This is a genomic window from Dactylosporangium sp. NPDC050588, from assembly GCF_040654975.1.
Classification (GTDB): domain Bacteria; phylum Actinomycetota; class Actinomycetes; order Mycobacteriales; family Micromonosporaceae; genus Dactylosporangium; species Dactylosporangium maewongense.
Genome location: NZ_JBFAJA010000008.1, coordinates 49,696 through 68,290 on the forward strand (window position 1 = coordinate 49,696; position 18,595 = coordinate 68,290).

Below are 18,595 nucleotides of genomic sequence, written 5' to 3' on the forward strand. Positions count from 1 at the left end.
TCGACGTATGAGTACGCTGCCCGAGCTGGACCGGCATCTTGCCACCGCGATCCCGGCCAGCCGGGACCAGCGCGCCTGGACACCCGACGACGGCGCGCTGCCGAGCATCTACCTGAGCCACGGCGCCCCGCCGCTGCTGGAGGACGGCCCGTGGATGCGGGAGCTGTTCGACTGGGCCGCCGGCCTGCCCAAGCCGAAGGCCATCCTGATCGTCAGCGCCCACTGGGAGTCCGCCCCGCTGAGCGTGTCCGGCACCGCCGCGGGCACGCCGCTGGTCTACGACTTCGGCGGGTTCGCACCGCACTTCTACCAGTTACAGTACGCGACCCCGGACGCGTCCGACCTCGCCCGGCGGGTCGCCGCCGCGATGCCCGACTCGGAGCCGGTGCACGAGCACCGCAGCCGCGGCCTCGACCACGGCGCCTGGGTGCCGCTGATGGTGATGTACCCGCTGGGCGACGTCCCCGTGCTGCAGCTCAGCCTGCCGACGCACGACCCTGACCGGCTCCTGGAGCTCGGCCGCCGGCTGCGGTCGCTGCGCGAGGAGGGCGTGCTGATCGTCGGGTCCGGGTTCATGACGCACGGCCTGCCGTTCCTGCGCCGCGAGCACTGGCTCGGCACCGGCGGGACGCCGGGCTGGTCCGCCGACTTCGACGCCTGGGCCGCCGAGGCCCTCGCCAAGGGCGACCTCGACACGCTGACCAGGTATGCCAGCCTCGCGCCCGGCATGCCGTTCGCCCACCCGACGGTCGAGCACTACACGCCGCTGTTCGTGACGCTCGGCGCCGCCGACCGGCCCGACGCGCCGGCCACCACCGTGATCGACGGCTACTTCATGGGGCTGTCGAAGCGATCCGTGCAGGCGGGCGCTAGCGTCTGACCGTGGCCTACCTGATCTCCGTCAACGCCGGCACCCCCACCCCGACCGACCACTCGACCGAGCCGGTGACCGGCATCGACAAGCGTCCCGTCGAGGGTCCGGTCCTCGTGCTGGTGCCCGGCCCGGAAGGCACCGCGCCGACCGGGATCGCCGGTGACGTGGTGTGCGACCTGCGCGTGCACGGCGGACCGGACAAGGCGGTCTACGCGTACGCGCGGGAGGACCTCGACAGGTGGGAGCGGGAGCTCGGCCGGGAGCTGACCGGCGGGGTCTTCGGGGAGAACCTGACGACGTCCGGCCTGGACGTCACCGGCGCGCGGATCGGTGAGCGCTGGCGGATCGGCGGCGAGGTGTTGCTGGAGGTGGCGTCGCCGCGCATCCCGTGCCGCACGTTCGCCGGCTGGCTCGACGAGAAGGGCTGGATCAAGCGCTTCACCGACCAGGCCGAGCCCGGCGCGTACCTGCGCGTGCTGCGGCCCGGCACGATCCGCGCCGGCGACCCGATCGAGGTCGTGCACTCCCCCGGGCACGACGTGACGATCGGGCTGGCGTTCCGGGCGCTGACCGCCGAGCCCGCGCTGCTGCCCCGGCTGCTCGCCGCGGACGAACTGCCGGAGCGCACCAAGGAGAAGGTGCGGGCCAGGCTCGGCCAGCGGCTCAGCCAGTAGGCAGGACCAGCGCGTACGCCCGCGGGAAACCCAGCCGCGGGATCCTGTGCTGCTGGATCTCCTCCAGCGTCACCTCGCGGACCTGGCCGGAGCCCGGCTCGAAGCAGCGCAGCACCGTCTCCTGCGGGTGGGCGGTGATGAGCACCCAGTGGCGGGGCACGCCCTGGCCGACCAGCATGGCGACGGGCCAGCCGGTGTCGACGGCGGCGGTCACGTCGCTCAGGCGGTCGCCGCGGCCGCGGAAGAGCCGCCACCCGTACCGCGTGCCCAGCTCCGCGGTGTGCCTGGAGATCGTCGCGGCGACGCCCCACGGGGTCGTCCCCAGCTTGCGGGGCCAGATCCGGTTGGCGGCCTCGTGGATGCGGTGCTGCTCGGCGCCGTAGTCGGCGACGCCATCCGCGTACTGGGGGTCCAGCAGCGCCGACGCCACCATGGCGACGGTGGGTCCACACGTGAACCCGTCGGTCTGCCGGACCCCGGTCCGTAACTCAGCGGTCGTGAAATCGACGCCCCAGGCAAGCATGCCCGGTTTGTATCAGACGGCGCGGGCCACCGCTATCTTCGTGCCGGAGCGCTGGCCCGCCTCGTAGAACATGTACTGCACGCCGCCGTCGGTGCCGAACGACGGCGCCGCGGAGCGGTTGTTGTCCGGCGCGCCGGACAGCGCGGCATGGAAGACGCCGAGGTGGACCTCCTTGTCGAAGTTGTTGCCGACCTCGGTGAGGAACATGTCGCCCGACGAGCCGTGGTAGACGACGTACGTGGTGTTGTTGCGGTACAGCAGGTGCGGGCCGCTCAGGTCGGTCTGCCCGTCGGCGGCGGGCGACACGAGCGGGTTGGGGTCGAACTGCCACGACTTGCCGTCGGCCGACCAGCCCCAGAAGATCCGCCGGCCGCTCTTGAGGCCCATGAAGACCATGACGTACTTGTTGCCGAGCGCGGCGATGCGGTGCTCGAAGACCCGCGCGTAGGTGGTCTCCGTGGTGCCGGGCACCATCGCGGTGGTCAGCACGGTGCCGTAGTAGGTGAAGTTGATCCCGTCGCTGGAGATGGCGAGCCGGGTCGTGGTGTTCTCGCCGTGGTAGTACATGAAGAACTGCCTGGTCGAGGCGTTCCACACGACGTGCGGCGACGACACGTGACTGACCGAGTAGTGCGGCGACCAGGTCCGGCTGATGATCGGGTTCGCCGGGTGCTCGGTGAACGGGCCCGCGAGGGAGTTGCCGTAGGCGAGGCAGATCCCGCCGGGCGCGTCGTGCGGGGCGTAGTAGAGGTAGTAGCGGCCGCGGGCGCCGCTGATCTTGTCGTACATCCCGCGGATGCAGGGGAAGATGAGCTCCCCGGTCGGGTTGTAGGCCAGGTTCGCCGGAAGCGGCTGGCCGAGGTACTTGTAGGTGGGGAATCCGGCCGGGGCGGCGGCGGACGCGATGCTGGGGATGGCGAGCGCTCCGGCGAATCCGGCGGCACCGGCCAGCACCTGGCGGCGGTTTACAGGTGACATGCGACCGAGTCTGGGGAAAGCCCAGCGCTCAGCACAAGAGGATAATACGTATTATCTGCCAGAGGCCTCAACCGCCTCGGCGACCCTGCCGATAACCAACGCGTGGAGACTCGGGGGGCCAGGCCGCTCTGGCTTGCCTGGCTGCTGATCGGCGGCCTGGCCGCGGTCGCCTGCCCGCTGCTGCCCGACGGCACCTACGTCGCCGACTTCGGCTTCGAGGTCGTCGGGCTCTTCTCGGTCACCATGGTGCTGCTCGGCGTGCGGCGCAACCGGCCGCCCCGGCGGGCGCTGTGGTACTGGTTCGCCGGCGGCCTCGCCACCTTGGTCCTCGGCGACGTCACCTGGGCCATCTACCAGCACGTGCTGCACCGCAGCCCGTTCCCGTCGCTCGCCGACGTGTTCTACCTCGGCGCGTACCCGCCGCTCGCCGCCGGCCTGTGGCTGCTGCTGCGCCGGCACGGCCGCGACGTCGCCGGGCTGATCGACGCGTGCATCGCCGCCGCCGGCACCGGCCTGCTCTTCTGGGTGTTCGTGATGCGGCCGGTCGCCGAGCTCGCCGGCGTGTCGCTCCTGCAGCGGCTGATCTCGCTGGCGTACCCGGCCGCCGACGTGCTGCTGCTCGTGCTGCTGGCCAGGATGCTCGCCGGCCGCGCCGCGAAGACGGCGAGCTTCTGGCTGCTGGCGGCCAGCATGGCGCTGATGTTCTGCACCGACGTCGCCTACTCGCTGGTGTCGACCTACGACATCCTGGCCGGCGGGGTCCTCGTGGTCGGCTGGCTGGTGTCGTACGTCTGCCTCGGCGCCGCCGCGCTGCACCCGTCGATGCGGGTCATGGACGAGCCGTCCGACGCCGTCGACACCGCCCTGTCGCGGCGCCGGCTCACCGTGCTCGCGGTCAGCTCGCTCGTCGCACCCGCCCTGCTGCTGGGGCAGGGCGTGGCGGACGGCGGACGGATCGACTGGCTCGCCATCGGCACGGTCGCGGTCGTGGTGTTCCTGCTGGTGCTGGTGCGCATCGCGGGCCTCGTCGGCAAGGTGCAGGACCAGGCCGACCAGCTCAGCGAGCTGGTCATGCGCGACGACCTGACCGGGCTGCCCAACCGGCGGTTCCTGGAGGAGCTGATCCGCGACGAGCTCGACGCGGGCACCGTGCCGCAGGTGGCGTTCATCGACCTCGACGACTTCAAGCGCATCAACGACGGCCTCGGCCACGCCATCGGCGACCAGCTGCTCGTGGCCGTCGGCAAGCGGCTCGGCACGGTCCTGCGCCCCGGCGACGTGGTGGCCCGCCTCGGCGGCGACGAGTTCGCGGTCCTCATGCCCGACACCGGCCCCGTGGCCGCCGACGCGATGGTCACCGAGCTCGCCACCGCGCTGCAGGAGCCGGTGTTCGCCGGCGACCAGCACCTGCTCGTGCAGGCGAGCATCGGCGTCGCCGACGCGGCGGGCACCCGCGACCCCTTCGAGCTGCTGCGCCGCGCCGACGTCGCGATGTACGCCGCGAAGGAGGACAAGACCCGCCAGCAGCGCTTCCGGCCCGAGCTCGACCAGCGGGCCGCGGCGCACGCGCAGCTCGGCGCGCAGCTGCGCGAGGCGCTCGACCAGGGGCAGTTCCAGCTGGTGTACCAGCCGATCGTGGCGCTGCCGCACGGGCAGATCGTCGGCGTGGAGGCGCTCATCCGCTGGCACCACCCGACGCTCGGCTTCATGAGCCCCGCCGACTTCATCCCCGTCGCCGAGCGCAACGGCCAGATCGTCGAGCTCGGCGCCTGGATCCTGCTCGAGGCCTGCTCGCAGGGGGCGGCGTGGATGGCCACCCTCGGCGACGCCGCGCCCGGCAAGGTGTCGGTCAACGTCTCCGCCCGGCAGCTCGCCGAGCCCGACTTCCCGGAGGTGGTCGCGGCGGTGCTGGCGGCGACCGGCTTCCCCGCGGACCGGCTGGCGATCGAGGTCACGGAGACGGCCGTCTTCGGTGGCGGGCGCGCGATCGAGGCCCTGGACGCCGTCCACGAGCTGGGCGTGCGGATCGCCCTCGACGACTTCGGCACCGGCCACTCGTCGCTGGGTCTGCTGCAGACCTGCCCGGTCGACATCCTCAAGGTCGACAAGTCCTTCGTCGACGACATCACGATGGCGGGCCGGCACTCGGTGATCGCGACCGCGCTCATCAACGTCAGCGACGGGCTCAACCTCGACGCCATCGCCGAGGGCGTCGAGACGGCGGAGCAGGCGCAGGAGCTGTACCGGCTCGGCTACCGCTTCGCGCAGGGCTACCACTTCGGCCGCCCGGTCGCGCAGCCGTCCTTCGCCCTGGCCTCCGCCGCGGCCTGACCCCCGGGCCGCCCGCCGTGCCTCCCGGGCGCGGTCTGGCGGGCGCGCAGCCCGGAGTTCGCCGGCGGGCGCCCGTCTTCCGTGGCCGCGGCGCCCCGTCTTCCGTGGCCGCGGCGGCCGTCTTCCGTGGCCGCGGCGGCCGGCGCGCTACGCGGTGACGCCCGCGGTCTCCTGCTGGCGGGGCAGCAGGGTCCGCGCCGCGGTCGCCGGCAGGACGACGCAGGTCCTGCAGCGGGCCTCGTACGTGTACGTGCCGTCGTCGGGCAGCGCGGTCGACGGGGCCAGCTCGCGCAGCATCGGCTCACCGTGCTCGAGGACCTGCGTGTAGACGGCGCTGAAGCCGCGGCACACGTCGCACACGGCGCGCCGGTAGGTCACCGACGCCGGCCCCAGCTCCAGCAGCGCCCGCACCGGCGCGAACAGCTCGCCCCGGTGATCCAGGTCGATCCCGGCGGCGACGACCCTGGTGCCGCGCTCCAGCAGCGTCCGGACGACCGCCATGTCCGACATGGCGAACATGTGCACCTCGTCGATGCCGACCACGTCCACCTCCCCGTCCAGCGCCGAGGCGAGCGAGCTCGCCTTCACGGTCGCCAGGGCGGCCCCGCTGCGCGACACGACCCCGGCGTCACGGACGTGCCGCGCGCTCTGGAACACCCGGTGCCGCACGTCGGTGAACTGCAGCGGCGACAGCAGGCTCACCAGCTCGAGGGACTTGCCACTCTTCATCGGCCCGAGGATGACGGTCAGATCCACGGCGGCCAGGCTACCGCCCCGACCGGCCCCGCTCACGTGTTACGGCTCACCCCACGGCTGACCCCGTGTCGCTCAGCCCATCTGCCAGAGCGCGCTGACGGGGACGGCGCGGAGCTTGGGGCCGAAGGGCAGGGTCGCGGTGCCGGTGTAGAGGACGACGCCGACGATGAAGTCGTCGCCGAGCCTGTCGGCGAGTCGGCGCAGCCCGCCGAAGTCGTCGGCCTTGACCGTGGACGAGGCCTTCACCTCGATGCCGACGACCTGGCCGCGACGGTTCTCCAGGACGGCGTCGACCTCGGACCGGTTCTGGTCGCGGTAGTGGTGCAGGTCGGCGAGCTCCTCGGACCAGGTGAGCTGGCGGGCCAGCTCCGACAGGACGAAGCCCTCCAGCAGCGGGCCGAAGGGCATGCCGGGCCGGCGCAGCGCGTGGGCGTCGAGGGCGAGCAGCCGGGCCGCGATGCCGGAGTCGACGAAGACGAGCTTGGGTGCCTGCGTCGCCCGGGTGCCCAGGTTGCGGGACCAGCCGGGCACCCGCTTGATGAGGAACACCTCCTCCAGCAGGCTCATGTACCGGGCGATGGTCGGCCGGGACAGCTGCAGCTCCGACTCGAGGCCGCCGGGGGCGACCAGCGTGCCGGAGCGGGCGGCGAGCAGCCGGATGAGGGTGGTGAGCTGCGGCGCCCGCTCGATCTCGGCGAGCTGCCGCACCTCCCGGTCGATGAGGTTCTGCACATACGCGTCGAAGAAGCGGCCGCGCCGCCGCGGGTCGGTGCGGGACACCGCCTCGGGCAGGCCGCCGCGGACGATGCGGTCGGCGTATTCGGCGCGGGTCAGCGACGACTCGTGCCGCAACGCCGGGCCGAGCCGGAAGGCGGCGTCGACGAAACCGTCCGGGGTGCTGTCGATCTCGCCCTGCGAGAACGGCCAGAGCTCGATGGTCTCCATCCGGCCGGGCAGCGTGTCCGGCAGGTCACGCAGCCCGAGCAGGCGGGACGAGCCGGTCAGCAGGAAGCGGCCCGGGCGCGGGTCGGCGTCGACGGAGGCCTTGATGGCGAGCAGCAGATCCGGCGCGCGCTGAATCTCGTCGATGACGATGAGGCCCTCGAACGCGATGAACCCGACCGGGTCGGCCAGCGCGGAGTGCCGGTCCTGCGGAAGGTCGAGATCCCGCCACTCCGCGGCCCGGGCCCCGGCGACCGCGCGGACCAGGGTGCTCTTGCCCGCCTGGCGGGCCCCGTTGACCAGCACCACTCTCGTGTCGCCGAGGGCGTCGGCGACGGCACTCGTCGCCCGTCGAGGCGTGAACGATGAGGCCGGCACCCCTGCACCCTAGCACCAGACTTTCGATCCGCGGCGGTTCGCTTTTTGATTTGCGCGAGTTTGGCTTTCGCTTTGCGCAGATTTGGCTTTCGGTTTGCGGCGCCGCACGCCGCCGCTTCGCGGCCGGGCGCCGGCAGGCGCCGGCGTGGCGGCAGACGGACCCGGTGACGGGCAGGCGGTCAGGCGCCGGTCAGGGCCAGGTCGGCGCCGACGCGGATGCCGGGGCCGGCGACGGTGGTCAGGTGACCGTCGGCGTCGGCGTGCACGACGCGGGCGCTGGCGTGGTAGCGGATGTTGAGGTTCTCCGCGAAGTGCCGGCCGTTGAGCAGGCCGCCGGCGGCCATGACGGTGGCGATGTCCAGGGCCCAGTACCGGTGGCCCTGGTGCCCGTCGCGGTAGTGGACGGCGACCTCGCCGGACAGGTAGGCGTCGTAGACGACGCGGACGCCGAGGTCCATGTGCAGCGCGACCAGCTCGTCGCCCGCGGCGCCCGGCGGCAGGTCGACGCTCGCGGACTCGACGGTGCCGGTGCCCCAGTCGTGGGTGTAGTCGAGGCCGGCGCCGCCGGCCGGGAACGTGATCACGTAGCGGACCGGCGTCGTCGGGCTGACGCCGCCGACCGGCGACCACAGGTGCGTGGCGGTGCAGGTCAGGCGGGTGCCGGCGCCGGCCAGCGGGACGCTGACCGGCATGGAGCCGACGCCGGTGACGGAGGCGCTCTGCACGACCAGGGTCGTGGTGACCGGTGACCAGTCGTGCGATCGGTGCAGGAACCCGTCGAGCTGCGCCAGGTCGGGCCGCTCGCCGAGGCACGCCGTGACGGCCTCCGTCAGCGCCTCGCCGGACAGGCCGAAGAGCTCCGTCTCCTCGGCGGTGACCGGATGGTGGTCGGCGCCGGTCGCGTTGACGCTGGACGAGGCGTAGCAGAGCCCCGCGATGATCGACAGCTCGATGCCCATGACCGCCCCCTGGGTTGTAACGCCGCTGTTACGAAGCGTCCCACCAGTGCCGGAGGCCAAGGTCACGAATGCTGAAACCGCACCGAAGAGGAGCGCAGCGAGGCCTGGCGCGGTGCGGAGCGGACCTGCAGCGTCGCGCTGAACGCCTCGTCGTCGAGGCTGCGCTTGGACGACGCCGCCAGGTCGGCGGCCGCGGCGGCCTCCCGCTCGAGGGTCGACGCCTGCTGGTACGCGCGGAACAGCCGGTCCCGGATGATCCGGCGCATCCGCAGCTGCTGCGCGAACGGGTGCTCCGTCGGGTCCCAGCCGTTGCGGTGCATGAGGGCGTCGGCGAGGTGCGCGGCGGACAGCTCGCCCCGCTGGTGCGCCGCGTTGACCATGCGGACCATGTGCTGCCGCCGGGTGTCCGGGTCGTCCTCGGTGAGCGGGAACGCCTGCGCCCGCTCCAGCCGCCGGACCTCCTTCTCGGCCTCCTCGTACGCCCGCCACGCCGCCTCCTGCGTGCGCTGCGCGGCCTCCCACTCCTCCCGCCGGCGCCCGGCCATCACCGAGGTCCGGGACGCCGCGACGGCGACCTCGTCGCTGTACCGCTGCAGCTCCTGAAGCTCGGCGTTCTTGCGCTCCATGGCGAGCTGCCGCTCCCGGGCGGCCTCCGGGTCCCGGATCGCCTTGCGCAGCCGGGCCCACCAGGACGGCCGCCCGGCCCTGGCCTCCTGCCACTTGGACAGCAGGGTCAGCACGACGAACGTGACGAAGACGGCGGCGAGCAGCGCGGCCCAGATCGCGAGCGCTTCACGCATCCCGTGGGCAAGGTCCTGCAGAGCGGCGTCCATGAATGCACCTCGAGGGGGGATCGAGCGGCGAGAAGGGGACGTCTCAAACCCGGGCGCGAGGCGGCGCCCGCCCAGCGACAGCCCCCACGGTGACCCCGTCAGGAACAACCGCGACGACAGCAGATGTACCAGTAGCCGGCGCGCCCGACGGCGAAACATCAGGGCCCGCACTGACGGCCGCGGGCAGCGCCACAGACGATGCACGCGCTGTCGGCGCCGAGGCGACCCGCACCGCCCCCGCGACGGGCGGCGCTCCCCGATCCACAGTGGACACGGGCAGCGCGGGCGTGAACCCCGCGCCCAGAATCACCGCACACAACGCCAACGCCAACCGCCGCACGCCACGCCTCAGGCGGCTGGCAGGCGCAACGACGTACATGACTCAAACATGCCCTGCGAAGATGAAGGTCGCAACACGAGACCCCGCACCGTGACCTGTCACACGACCCGCCCCAGCACCTCTGTACACCACCCGAAAAACAAACCAGAGCCCCGACACAAAGAACGTGGCCCCCGGACCGGTCTTGTGGGGGTGCTGGGTGGAGCGAAGCTCCCACTGGGAGCACCGGCTTCGCCGGTGCGCGGGGAATCATCGAGCACTGATGCGAAACGTCGCCCCCGGACCAGTCTTGTGGGGGTGCTGGGTGGAGCGAAGCTCCCACTGGGAGCACCGGCTTCGCCGGTGCGCGGGGAATCATCGAGCACTGATGCGAAACGTCGCCCCCGGACCAGTCTTGTGGGGGTGCTGGGTGGAGCGAAGCTCCCCCACTGGGGAGCACCGGCTTCGCCGGTGCGCGGGGAATGACGACATCACCAACGCGAATCGGCGCCCCCGCCGATGAGCAGGAGGCGCCGATTGATGGAGTGGAGACGAGGGGACTCGAACCCCTGACCCCCACACTGCCAGTGTGGTGCGCTACCAGCTGCGCCACGTCCCCATCTTCGTGCCCCGGTCTCGCGGGCACTCACGGAATAGTACACAACCTTGGAGGGGGTCTCACACCGGGTATCTAGTTCTGCGTCGGGTCGGCCGGGTAGTGGGCGACGGCGGCCATGAGACCGCCCTGGCGGCGCAGGACCATGTGCCAGAGGTCGTCCGGGCGGGGGGCGAAGGCGTCGCTGGGGAGGGCGTCGAAGACGAACCAGGAGCCGCTCTCGATCTCGCGCTCCAGCTGCCCCGGGGACCAGCCCGCGTAGCCGGCGAAGACGCGGACGCCGACGACGCCGGCGACGAGAAGGTCGGGGTCGCCGGAGAGGTCGACGGTGCCGACGGCGCCCGAGACGCGGTTGAAGCCCGCCAGGTCCTCGACGCCGGGGCGGGTGCGGGCGAGGCAGATCGCGGCCTCGGGCTGCACGGGGCCGCCCTCGAAGACGACGGGTGGCTCGCCGGCCAGGGCGCCCCAGCCGCCGAGGACGTCGGCGACCTGGACCTCGGTGGCACGGTTGAGGACGACGCCGAGGGCGCCGCCTTCCTCGTGGGCGACGACGAGGACGACGGTGCGTTCGAAGTTGGGGTCGCGGAGCGCGGGCGTCGCCACCAGCAGCCGGCCGGTCAACGACTCCATCGCCCTCCCTCGACGCTGCTTCGACGTGCCCCGCCCGCCGGAGCTCCCCCGCCGGGGTGATCCCCGGCCGGTCGGCGCTCCGAACATCCCACCGGCCTGGTCAGCACCACCCGAAGAACCGGACGAACCGCCACCCGGCGAACCGGACGAACCGGAGTCGCCGGACGAGTCTGACGGACGGAACTGTTCCATCCCACCGAGATCCCCGTATGAAGACATCAGCTCCACCAGCAGACATGACGGGCCGCGCGGTTGAGGACGAGCCGGGGTGCGAGCGTCATGTCTCGCACATTAGCCTGACCCGCCGCTCGCGGTTAGGGTCTGTTGCGTGACCTCACTCGCGGACGTTGCCGTCATCGGTGGTTCAGGGCTGTATGCGCTGCTCGACGACGCCGAGGAACATGTGCTCGACACGCCGTTCGGCGCGCCGTCGGATCCGGTCACGGTGGCGACGGTCGGCGGGCGGCGCACGGCGTTCCTGCCCCGGCACGGCAAGGACCACCGGTTCCCGCCGCACAGGATTCCCTACCGGGCGAACCTGTGGGCGCTGCGGGAGATCGGTGTGCGGCAGGTCCTGGCCCCGTGCGCGGTCGGCGGGCTGCGGCCTGAGCTGGGGCCGGGCACGTTCGTGGTGCCGGACCAGCTGATCGACAGGACGTCGGGGCGGGTGCAGACGTTCTACGACACGGGCGCCGTGCACGTGAACTTCGCCGATCCGTATTGCACCAACGGGCGGGCCGTCGTGAAGAAAGTTGCAGCGGAGCACGGGATCGACACGCACGACGGCACGATGGTGGTCGTCGAGGGGCCCCGGTTCTCCACCCGGGCGGAGTCGCGGTGGTACACCGCGATGGGCGGCGCTGTCGTGAACATGACCGGCCACCCGGAGGCCGTCCTGGCCCGGGAGCTGGCGCTGTGCTACACATCGATCGCGCTCGTCACCGACCTCGACGCGGGGGTCGAGGGTGACCACGGGGTGACGATGGACGAGGTGTTCGCGGTGTTCGCGGCCAACACCGAGCGGCTGCGGAAGGTGCTGCTGGACGTGGTCCCGGCCCTGCCCGAGCTGCCCGACGACCCGTGCCAGCACGCGCTGGACGGCATGCCGGTCTAAGGGACCGGCGTTCCGGTCAGGACGCGCGCGCCGGTCTGGGGAAACCGCACCACGAAGCGGCAGCCGTCGCCCTCGTTGGCGACGGCGACGTCGCCGTGGTGCGCCTCCACGAGGCCACGGACGATGGCGAGGCCCAGCCCGCCGCCGGCCTCCCGGGTCGGGGTCCTGGCCGCGGTACCGCGGAAGGCCACATCGAACACGCGCGGCAGATCCGACTCGGGGATGCCGCCGCACGTGTCGCTGACGGCGAGCCAGCCTCCCTTCGTGTCCTGGCCGCCGGTCACGGCCACGGTGCCGTCGGGCGGCGTGTACCGGATGGCGTTGCGGATGAGGTTGTCGACCACGCGGGACAGCTCCGGTACGGACCCCTGAATGGTCGGCCACCCGTTCGACGACGCGGTGAGATGGATGCCGGCGGCCGCCGCGAGCGGCGTCGCGGTGGCGATCGCGTCGGAGACCACGTCGCCGAGGGGCACCTCGGACAGGGTCAGCTGCAGCGCACCGGCGTTGATCCGGGACAGCTCGAAGAGGTCGTCGACGAGCGCGGCCATCCGGTCGGTCTCGGCGCTGATGCGACGGTGGTAGTCGGCGACGGTCGACGGGTCGGAGACGACGCCGTCCTCCAGGGCCTCGGCCATGGCGCGCAGCCCCGCGAGGGGTGTCCGCAGGTCGTGCGAGACCCAGGCGACCAGCTCGCGGCGCCGGGCCTCGGCCGCCCGTTCCCGCTCCCGCGCCTCGGCCGCCCACATGCTGGCCCTGGCGAGCCGCCCGCCGGCCCAGAGCCCGGCGGCGAGGCTGACGGTGGCGGCGGTGCCGACGACGATGAGCAGCACGTGCAGGTCGTGGTCGGAGATGAACATCTCCATGGAGGCCCCGACGATGCCGGCGAGCACGCTCAGGACGGTGACGAGCAGCAGCACCACGATGTGCGCGGTCACGGAGCGGCCCCGAAGCGGCCCGCGCAGGACCAGCAGCCCGGCGACGGCGACGGCCAGCGAGCAGCCGAGGGCCATCAGGAACGTGAGGAGGACGTCACGCATATTCGTACCGGTAACCGACGCCCCACACGGTGAGGATGCGCCGCGGCTCGGCCGGGTCGTCCTCGACCTTCTCCCGGAGGCGTCGCATGTGGACGGTGACGGTCGACTGGTCGCCGAAGGTCCAGCCCCACACCTGCTGGAGCAGCTCCGCGCGGCGCAGGACCCGGCCGGGGTTGCGCATCAGGAACACCAGCAGGTCGAACTCGCGCACGGTCAGCGCCAGCGCCTCGCCGCGCAGCGTGGCGGTCCGCCGCGCCTCGTCGACGCGCAGCTCCCCGTCGACGAGCGTCTCCTCGACCGGGGCGGGGATGGCCCGGCGCAGCACCGACTGGACCCGCAGGACCAGCTCGCGGGGTGAGAACGGCTTGGTGACGTAGTCGTCGGCGCCCAGCTCGAGGCCGAGGACGCGGTCGGACTCCTCGCCGAGGGCGGTCAGCATGATGACCGGCAGCGTGCGGTCCTGCGCGCGCAGGCGCCGGCAGACCTCGAGCCCGTCGATGCCGGGCAGCATGAGGTCGAGCACGACCAGGTCCGGTCGTTCGGCGTCGTACGAGTCGAGCGCCTGCCGGCCGTCACCGGCGAGCGCGACGGTGAACCCTTCGCGCTCCAGGTATCGCCGCACCACGTCGCTGACGGTCGGGTCGTCGTCGACGACCAGCACACGCTGCCCCATCACCCGAGCCTAGAGCGCCCGGAAGCGCCTTCGGAATCACCGGGCGAGCCGTAAGCGAACCGTCAGGTCTCGCCACCCAGGTCGGTCTCGTACGCCTCGTGCAGCAGGTCGGCACCGCGCTGCCGGTGCTGCCACACCTCCCGGATCAGCCGGGCCGCGTCCTCGCAGACCACCTCCGGGCGGACGCCGCCCGCACCGAGGTGCCCTTCCAGGTCGTCCAGGGCCTCCCAGACGGTCTCGTGCTCGTCGACCAGCCCGTAGAGTCCCCGCGCGAGCCGGGGCGCGTCGCCGAGGACACCCGCGTAGAGCCCGGACGGGCCCTCGGTCTCCCGGACGTGGGCGGCGAACGCCGCCTTGAGCTGAGCGACGGCCTGACTGACCGCCGGGCGCCAGGCCGGGTCACCGGCCGGCGTCTGTATCGCGTGCTCCACCCGTTGTATGCCACCGAGCAGTTCCATGGGACGCACCTCCGCCGCGGTTACGTCAGTCCCTCCATGGTGTGACCTGGAGCACAATTTGTCCAGGCTAAAGCGTCGAAATCTCCTCATTCACCCCGGCCGAGGCGCCGGCCATCCGGTGCAGCCACGTGGAGACCACCGCCAGATCCGCCTCGCTGAACCCGGCCGAGAGGCGGGCCTCGACGGCCTGCACGGTCGGCAGCGCGGCCTCCAGCCGCTCCAGCCCGAGCGGGGTCAGCATGATCTGCTGCGAGCGCCGGTCGGTGGGGTGCTGGCGCCGCTCGACCAGGCCCGCGCGCTCCAGGCCGCCGAGCATCTCGTTGGCCGACTGGCGGGCGGTGGACACCTTGCGGGCGACGTCGGCGACCGACATGCCCGGCGACTCCCGCAGCAGGAGCAGGGAGGCGAACTGCGCGACCGAGAGGTCGTGCTCGACGAGCGCCTCGGCGACCACGCCGCGCAGGCTCAGCCACGCGTGCCGGACGAGAAACGTGGAGCAGGCTTCGTCGGTACTCACGGAACCATTGTGCGCCGTACCAGTATTGACAGGAACCTGACGTTATTGACACAGTGAGGTCATGACCGTCAGGGACCTGTCAATAAAGCTACCCCAGCAGCGTCGCGTGCTGTCGGTGCTCGTCTTCGCCGCGGTGCTGATCTGGATCGACACGACCATCCTCGGCATCGCCCTCGAACGCATCGCCGACCCGCGGACCGGTCTCGGCGCGACCCCCGGCGAGCTGCAGTGGGCCGTCGGCTCGTACGCGCTGCTCTTCGCCACCGCGCTGTTCGCCGCCGGCGCGCTCGGCGACCGCTACGGGCACCGCACGGTCCTCGCCGCCGGCCTGGCGATCTTCGGGGCCGCCTCGGTCTGGGCCGCCTGGGCGGGCGACGCGACCGGCCTGATCCTGGCCCGCGGCCTGATGGGCCTCGGCGGGGCGATGATGATGCCTACCTCGATGGCGATCATCGGCGCGACGTTCCCGGCCGAGCGGCGCGCCGGCGCGATCGCGGCCTGGTCGGCGTCCAGCGGCGTCGGCGTCGCGCTCGGCCCGCTGCTCGGCGGCGTGCTCGTCGACCACTTCTGGTGGGGGTCGGTGTTCCTGGTCAACCTGCCCGTCGTCGCCATCGCCCTCACCGGCGTCCTGCTGGTCGTGCCCAACCCGAAGCTCGTGCAGCGGCGCCGCCCCGACCCGCTCGGCCTGGTCCTGTCCACCGGCGGCCTGGCGCTGCTGGCATACGGGCTGATCGAGGCCGGCCAGAACACCGACTGGACCCGGTGGCAGGTGTGGGCGACCACGCTCGCCGGTCTCGTGGTGCTCGCGCTGTTCACGGTCGTGGAGTGGCGCTCGGCCGAGCCGTCGTTCGACCCGCGCCTGTTCCGCAACGGCCGCTTCAGCGCCGGCAACGTCGCCCTCGCCACGCTGTTCTTCGGCATCACCGGCCAGATGTTCTACGGCAACTTCTACCTGCAGGGCGCCCGCGGCATGTCGGCCCTGGAGACCGGCCTGGCGTTCCTGCCGGGCGCGATCGGGGTCGCCGCCGGCTCCGGCATCGGCGCGCGGCTGGCGAAGCGCTTCGGCGTCGGCCCCGTCAGCGGCGTGTCGCTGCTGGTGGTGGCCGCGGGCTTCCTGGCCAACCTCACGTTCGACCTGGACACGCCGCTGCTGTGGTTCTGCGCCGTCGGGTTCGTCAGCGGGATCGCGATGGGCATGGCCATCGCGCCGACCGTCGCCGCCGTCATCGCGGTGCTGCCGCTGGACCGCATGGGCGCCGGCTCCGCGGTCAACAACACCGTCCGGCAGGTCGGCAGCGTCCTGGGTATCGCGCTGCTCGGCACGATCCTCGCGAGCACCTACCGGGACCGGATCGCGCCCGCCCTCGCCGGCCTGCCGCCGTCCGCCCGCGACGCCGCCGCGCCGTCGGCCGAGCACACCCGCGCGGTCGCCGAGCAGCTGCACCGGGCCGACCTGGCCGCCGCGGCCGACGGCGCGTTCGTGACCGCGATGCACGTCACGGCCGCCACCGGCGCTCTCGTCGCCTTCGCGGGTGGCGTACTGCTGCTGGCGGCGTTCCGCAGCAGGAAGTCCACTGTGGAAGATCAGCGGGTCTTGTCACCGACGGGTTGAGGCCCGACGATGACCACATGCCGGCAAACCGGGGGGTTGCGGCCGCACTTGTGCTGGCCGGGGGCTTGGCGATCGCATCGGCGGCCCTCGCCGGGCGGGGCCCGTGGCGGTTCGTCGCGCTGATCCCGCTCGAACGACCCTCCAGGGCGATCGCGGTGCTGGTCACCGGGGTCGCCCTGGTCGCCGCCGGCCTCCTGCGTTCTTTCCTGCCGGCTTCGTTGGCTTCTGTGGCTTCGTGGCCTTGGTCAGCTTCGTTGGCTTGGTCAGCTTCGTTGGCTTGGTTGGCTTTGTTGGTGGGCGTCGTGATCGCCGGCTTGGACGCGGGGCAGGCCACGGTCGCCGAGTCGGGCGACGGCCGGTTCACGCTGGTGGCGTACGACCGCGACCACCGCCACTACGTCCTGCGGACGCCGCACCCGAGCGGGTGGCACTGATCGTCCAGGACGCCCGGGAGTACGCCGCGAAGTACCTGACCTGACAACCCGAGGACTCCCGGTGGCGGCCGGGATCTCGCGGCGGCGGCGCGGCCTGAGCACCCGCGCCGCCGCCGCTTCTTGCTGCACATCAGCGGTCAGGGCTGCGAGGTCACCGGGTAGCTCTTCTCCGGGACCACAGCAGCCAGCCGAGGCCCACGACGGCGAGGGCGGCCGCGGCGATGGTGAGGCGCAGCCAGACCGGCCACGGGCCGCGGTCGGGGTCGCCGCCCGGGGCGACCCGCGCCGACGGCAGCAGCGCGGTGGCGGCCTGCAGGTCGTAGGTGGTGGAGCCGTCGGCGGTGGTCAGCGGGCGCAGGTCCGGTCCGCTGACCGTGCGGTGCTCGGTGGCGCCGCCCTGGGTGACCAGCGGCCGGTCCTGCGCCGCCCAGCCGACCAGCGCGATTTGCTCCTCCGTGACGATCGGCGCGGGCGGCGAGGCCCGGTCCAGCGGGTCGGTGGGCAGGAACGCGATCGTGCAGTCGAGCTTGCCCACGCCGGCGTTGTCGGCGACGGCGAGCCACCGGCCGTCCGGCGACCAGGCGGCCTGCCCGGCGATCAGCACGCCGAAGCCGACGGGGGCGAGCTCGGCGACGACCTCACCGCCGGCGACCTCGACGATGCGGATCGCCCGCCGCGGCTCGACCTCCGTGTCGGGCGCGCCCTGCACGGCGAGCCGCCGGCCGTCGGGCGAGAACGCGGCGGCCGTCGCCACCGTCGCGAGCCTGGTGGAGATGCCGGTCGTGAAGTCGAGGACCGCCGATTCGGTGTCGCCCACGGTGTACGCGAGGCGGGTCCCGTCAGGTGACCAGGCCAGCGGCTGGACCACCCCGGTGCCGAAGGTCGCTTTGGTGCCGGTCACGCCGGTGCGCAGGTCGACGACGACGATGTCCGCGGCGTCGGTGGCGGCGGTGCCGGTGGCGGTGCGGCCGACCGCGACCCGCGTGCCGTCGGGGGCGAGCAGCGCCGGCGCGTCCTGCCAGGTGCCGAGCTCGGCGGGGCCGCCGCGCCGCTCGGCCTCGTCGAGCCGGCGGTACGTGTGCCCGTCGGCGCCCAGCACGACCGTCTGCTGGGTGTGCAGCCAACGCGGTCCGCCGGCGCCCTGCACGTACATGAGGAGCGCGGGGCCGGGCGGTGCCTCGGACACCGGGGCGGTCAGCAGCGACAGGCCCGCGAGGCGGTTCGGCAGGACCGTCCCGTCGGTGGGCGCCGCCGGCTGCGCCAGCAGCCCCGGGCCGAGTGCCGCCGCGGCCAGTACACCCAGAACTCCGGCGGCACTGAGCAGCGGACGCCACCGGCCCGGCTTCGTCGTGGCCCGCGCCATCAGCACGGCGACGTCCGGGGGGTCGACGGGGACGGCATCGGCGATGGAGCGGACGGCCGCGCCGACGCGGGCCTGCGGGTCAGACGACATCGAGGTCCTCCTTGATCGCGGTCAGCGCCCGGTGCAGCAGCGACTTGACCGTGCCCGGGCGGCAGCCGAGCGCGGCGGCGATCTGCGCCTCCGGCAGGTCAAGGTAGAACCGCATGAAGACGGCCGCCCGCTGCCGCGGCGAAAGCTTCCGCAGCGCGGCCCGGACGACCTGGGCGTCGGGTGTCGTCTCGGCGCTCAGCTCCCACGAAGCGGTGGCGTGGCGGCGCTCCAGCCGGCGGCGGCGCACCCACGACGTGCACCGCGACACCACCGCCCGGCGCAGGAACGGCACCGGCTCGCGGACCTGGTCGCCGCGGCGGAACCACTCGATGAACGCCTCCTGCGCGACGTCCTCCGCCGCGGCGAGGCTGCCCGTCGTCAGGTACGCCAACCGGACGAGCGCCGGGTAGTGCACGGCGTACACCTCCCGGAAGGCCTCCTGGTCAAGGCCCTCCGGGGCGGGATCGTCAGTCACCACGGT

Annotated in this window: 19 protein-coding genes and 1 tRNA gene; 6 read left to right on the forward strand and 14 right to left on the reverse strand. The window is 72.8% G+C overall.

The window, feature by feature from the left end:
- The first annotated feature begins 7 nt into the window (after positions 1-7).
- Positions 8-880 carry a class III extradiol ring-cleavage dioxygenase gene (locus tag AB0I21_RS07080; RefSeq protein ID WP_360559493.1) on the forward strand — a complete coding sequence of 291 codons (873 nt, stop codon included), beginning with the start codon at positions 8-10 and terminating at the stop codon, positions 878-880.
- Positions 881-882: 2 nt separating this feature from the next.
- Positions 883-1,548, forward strand: a complete 666-nt coding sequence (locus AB0I21_RS07085) for an MOSC domain-containing protein (protein WP_360559494.1) — start codon at positions 883-885, stop codon at positions 1,546-1,548.
- On the opposite strand, the gene AB0I21_RS07090 is transcribed toward AB0I21_RS07085, so the two are convergent.
- On the reverse strand, positions 1,538-2,071 hold the full coding sequence (locus AB0I21_RS07090; RefSeq protein WP_360559495.1) for a hypothetical protein: 534 nt from the start codon (positions 2,069-2,071) through the stop codon (positions 1,538-1,540). The genes AB0I21_RS07085 and AB0I21_RS07090 overlap by 11 nt on opposite strands.
- 12 nt (positions 2,072-2,083) lie before the next feature.
- Positions 2,084-3,049 (reverse strand): hypothetical protein, encoded by a 966-nt coding sequence (locus tag AB0I21_RS07095; RefSeq protein WP_360559496.1) that lies wholly within the window; start codon positions 3,047-3,049, stop codon positions 2,084-2,086.
- A 102-nt stretch (positions 3,050-3,151) separates the two neighbouring features.
- On the opposite strand from AB0I21_RS07095, the gene AB0I21_RS07100 reads away from it, so the two are divergent.
- Positions 3,152-5,380 carry an EAL domain-containing protein gene (locus AB0I21_RS07100; RefSeq protein ID WP_360559497.1) on the forward strand — a complete coding sequence of 743 codons (2,229 nt, stop codon included), beginning with the start codon at positions 3,152-3,154 and terminating at the stop codon, positions 5,378-5,380.
- Positions 5,381-5,527: 147 nt separating this feature from the next.
- On the opposite strand, the gene AB0I21_RS07105 is transcribed toward AB0I21_RS07100, so the two are convergent.
- The 6 genes from AB0I21_RS07105 to AB0I21_RS07130 form a co-directional block, all read right to left on the reverse strand.
- The gene (locus AB0I21_RS07105) at positions 5,528-6,136 is read right to left on the reverse strand and encodes a thymidine kinase (RefSeq protein WP_360559498.1); all 609 of its coding nucleotides are present in this window, start codon (positions 6,134-6,136) and stop codon (positions 5,528-5,530) included.
- Positions 6,137-6,208: 72 nt separating this feature from the next.
- Positions 6,209-7,456: an ATP-binding protein gene (locus tag AB0I21_RS07110; RefSeq protein WP_360559499.1), complete on the reverse strand. Its 1,248-nt coding sequence runs from the start codon at positions 7,454-7,456 to the stop codon at positions 6,209-6,211.
- Between the two features lie 179 nt (positions 7,457-7,635).
- On the reverse strand, positions 7,636-8,415 hold the full coding sequence (locus AB0I21_RS07115; protein WP_360559500.1) for a hypothetical protein: 780 nt from the start codon (positions 8,413-8,415) through the stop codon (positions 7,636-7,638).
- A 62-nt stretch (positions 8,416-8,477) separates the two neighbouring features.
- The gene (locus AB0I21_RS07120) at positions 8,478-9,248 is read right to left on the reverse strand and encodes a hypothetical protein (protein ID WP_360559501.1); all 771 of its coding nucleotides are present in this window, start codon (positions 9,246-9,248) and stop codon (positions 8,478-8,480) included.
- Positions 9,249-10,113: 865 nt separating this feature from the next.
- Positions 10,114-10,186, reverse strand: a tRNA-Ala gene (locus tag AB0I21_RS07125).
- 72 nt (positions 10,187-10,258) lie between these two features.
- Positions 10,259-10,813, reverse strand: coding sequence for a YqgE/AlgH family protein (locus AB0I21_RS07130; protein WP_344501559.1), 555 nt, complete (start codon positions 10,811-10,813; stop codon positions 10,259-10,261).
- Between the two features lie 328 nt (positions 10,814-11,141).
- Between AB0I21_RS07130 and AB0I21_RS07135 the strand changes: the two genes are divergently transcribed.
- Positions 11,142-11,927 (forward strand): S-methyl-5'-thioadenosine phosphorylase, encoded by a 786-nt coding sequence (locus tag AB0I21_RS07135; protein ID WP_360559502.1) that lies wholly within the window; start codon positions 11,142-11,144, stop codon positions 11,925-11,927.
- Here the strand turns inward: AB0I21_RS07135 and AB0I21_RS07140 are convergent.
- The 4 genes from AB0I21_RS07140 to AB0I21_RS07155 form a co-directional block, all read right to left on the reverse strand.
- On the reverse strand, positions 11,924-12,967 hold the full coding sequence (locus AB0I21_RS07140; protein WP_360559503.1) for a HAMP domain-containing sensor histidine kinase: 1,044 nt from the start codon (positions 12,965-12,967) through the stop codon (positions 11,924-11,926). The two genes, AB0I21_RS07135 and AB0I21_RS07140, sit on opposite strands and share 4 nt — an antisense overlap.
- Positions 12,960-13,640 carry a response regulator transcription factor gene (locus tag AB0I21_RS07145; RefSeq protein ID WP_360559504.1) on the reverse strand — a complete coding sequence of 227 codons (681 nt, stop codon included), beginning with the start codon at positions 13,638-13,640 and terminating at the stop codon, positions 12,960-12,962. Before AB0I21_RS07145 ends, AB0I21_RS07140 begins: the two co-directional genes overlap by 8 nt.
- 62 nt (positions 13,641-13,702) lie before the next feature.
- Positions 13,703-14,098, reverse strand: coding sequence for a hypothetical protein (locus AB0I21_RS07150; RefSeq protein WP_344501563.1), 396 nt, complete (start codon positions 14,096-14,098; stop codon positions 13,703-13,705).
- A 67-nt stretch (positions 14,099-14,165) separates the two neighbouring features.
- Complete coding sequence (locus AB0I21_RS07155; RefSeq protein WP_344501564.1) at positions 14,166-14,615, reverse strand: MarR family transcriptional regulator; 450 nt, start codon at positions 14,613-14,615, stop codon at positions 14,166-14,168.
- 61 nt (positions 14,616-14,676) lie between these two features.
- Between AB0I21_RS07155 and AB0I21_RS07160 the strand changes: the two genes are divergently transcribed.
- A complete protein-coding gene (locus AB0I21_RS07160) occupies positions 14,677-16,227 on the forward strand; it encodes an MFS transporter (protein WP_360559505.1) in 1,551 nt (516 codons plus the stop codon).
- 302 nt (positions 16,228-16,529) lie between these two features.
- Positions 16,530-16,661, forward strand: coding sequence for a hypothetical protein (locus AB0I21_RS07165; RefSeq protein WP_360559506.1), 132 nt, complete (start codon positions 16,530-16,532; stop codon positions 16,659-16,661).
- 151 nt (positions 16,662-16,812) lie between these two features.
- Here AB0I21_RS07165 and AB0I21_RS07170 read toward each other — a convergent pair whose 3' ends face one another.
- Together AB0I21_RS07170 and AB0I21_RS07175 are read right to left on the reverse strand one after the other, a co-directional pair.
- Positions 16,813-18,114, reverse strand: coding sequence for a hypothetical protein (locus tag AB0I21_RS07170; protein ID WP_360559507.1), 1,302 nt, complete (start codon positions 18,112-18,114; stop codon positions 16,813-16,815).
- Positions 18,104-18,592: a sigma-70 family RNA polymerase sigma factor gene (locus tag AB0I21_RS07175; RefSeq protein ID WP_354900485.1), complete on the reverse strand. Its 489-nt coding sequence runs from the start codon at positions 18,590-18,592 to the stop codon at positions 18,104-18,106. Before AB0I21_RS07175 ends, AB0I21_RS07170 begins: the two co-directional genes overlap by 11 nt.
- Positions 18,593-18,595 lie beyond the last annotated feature (3 nt).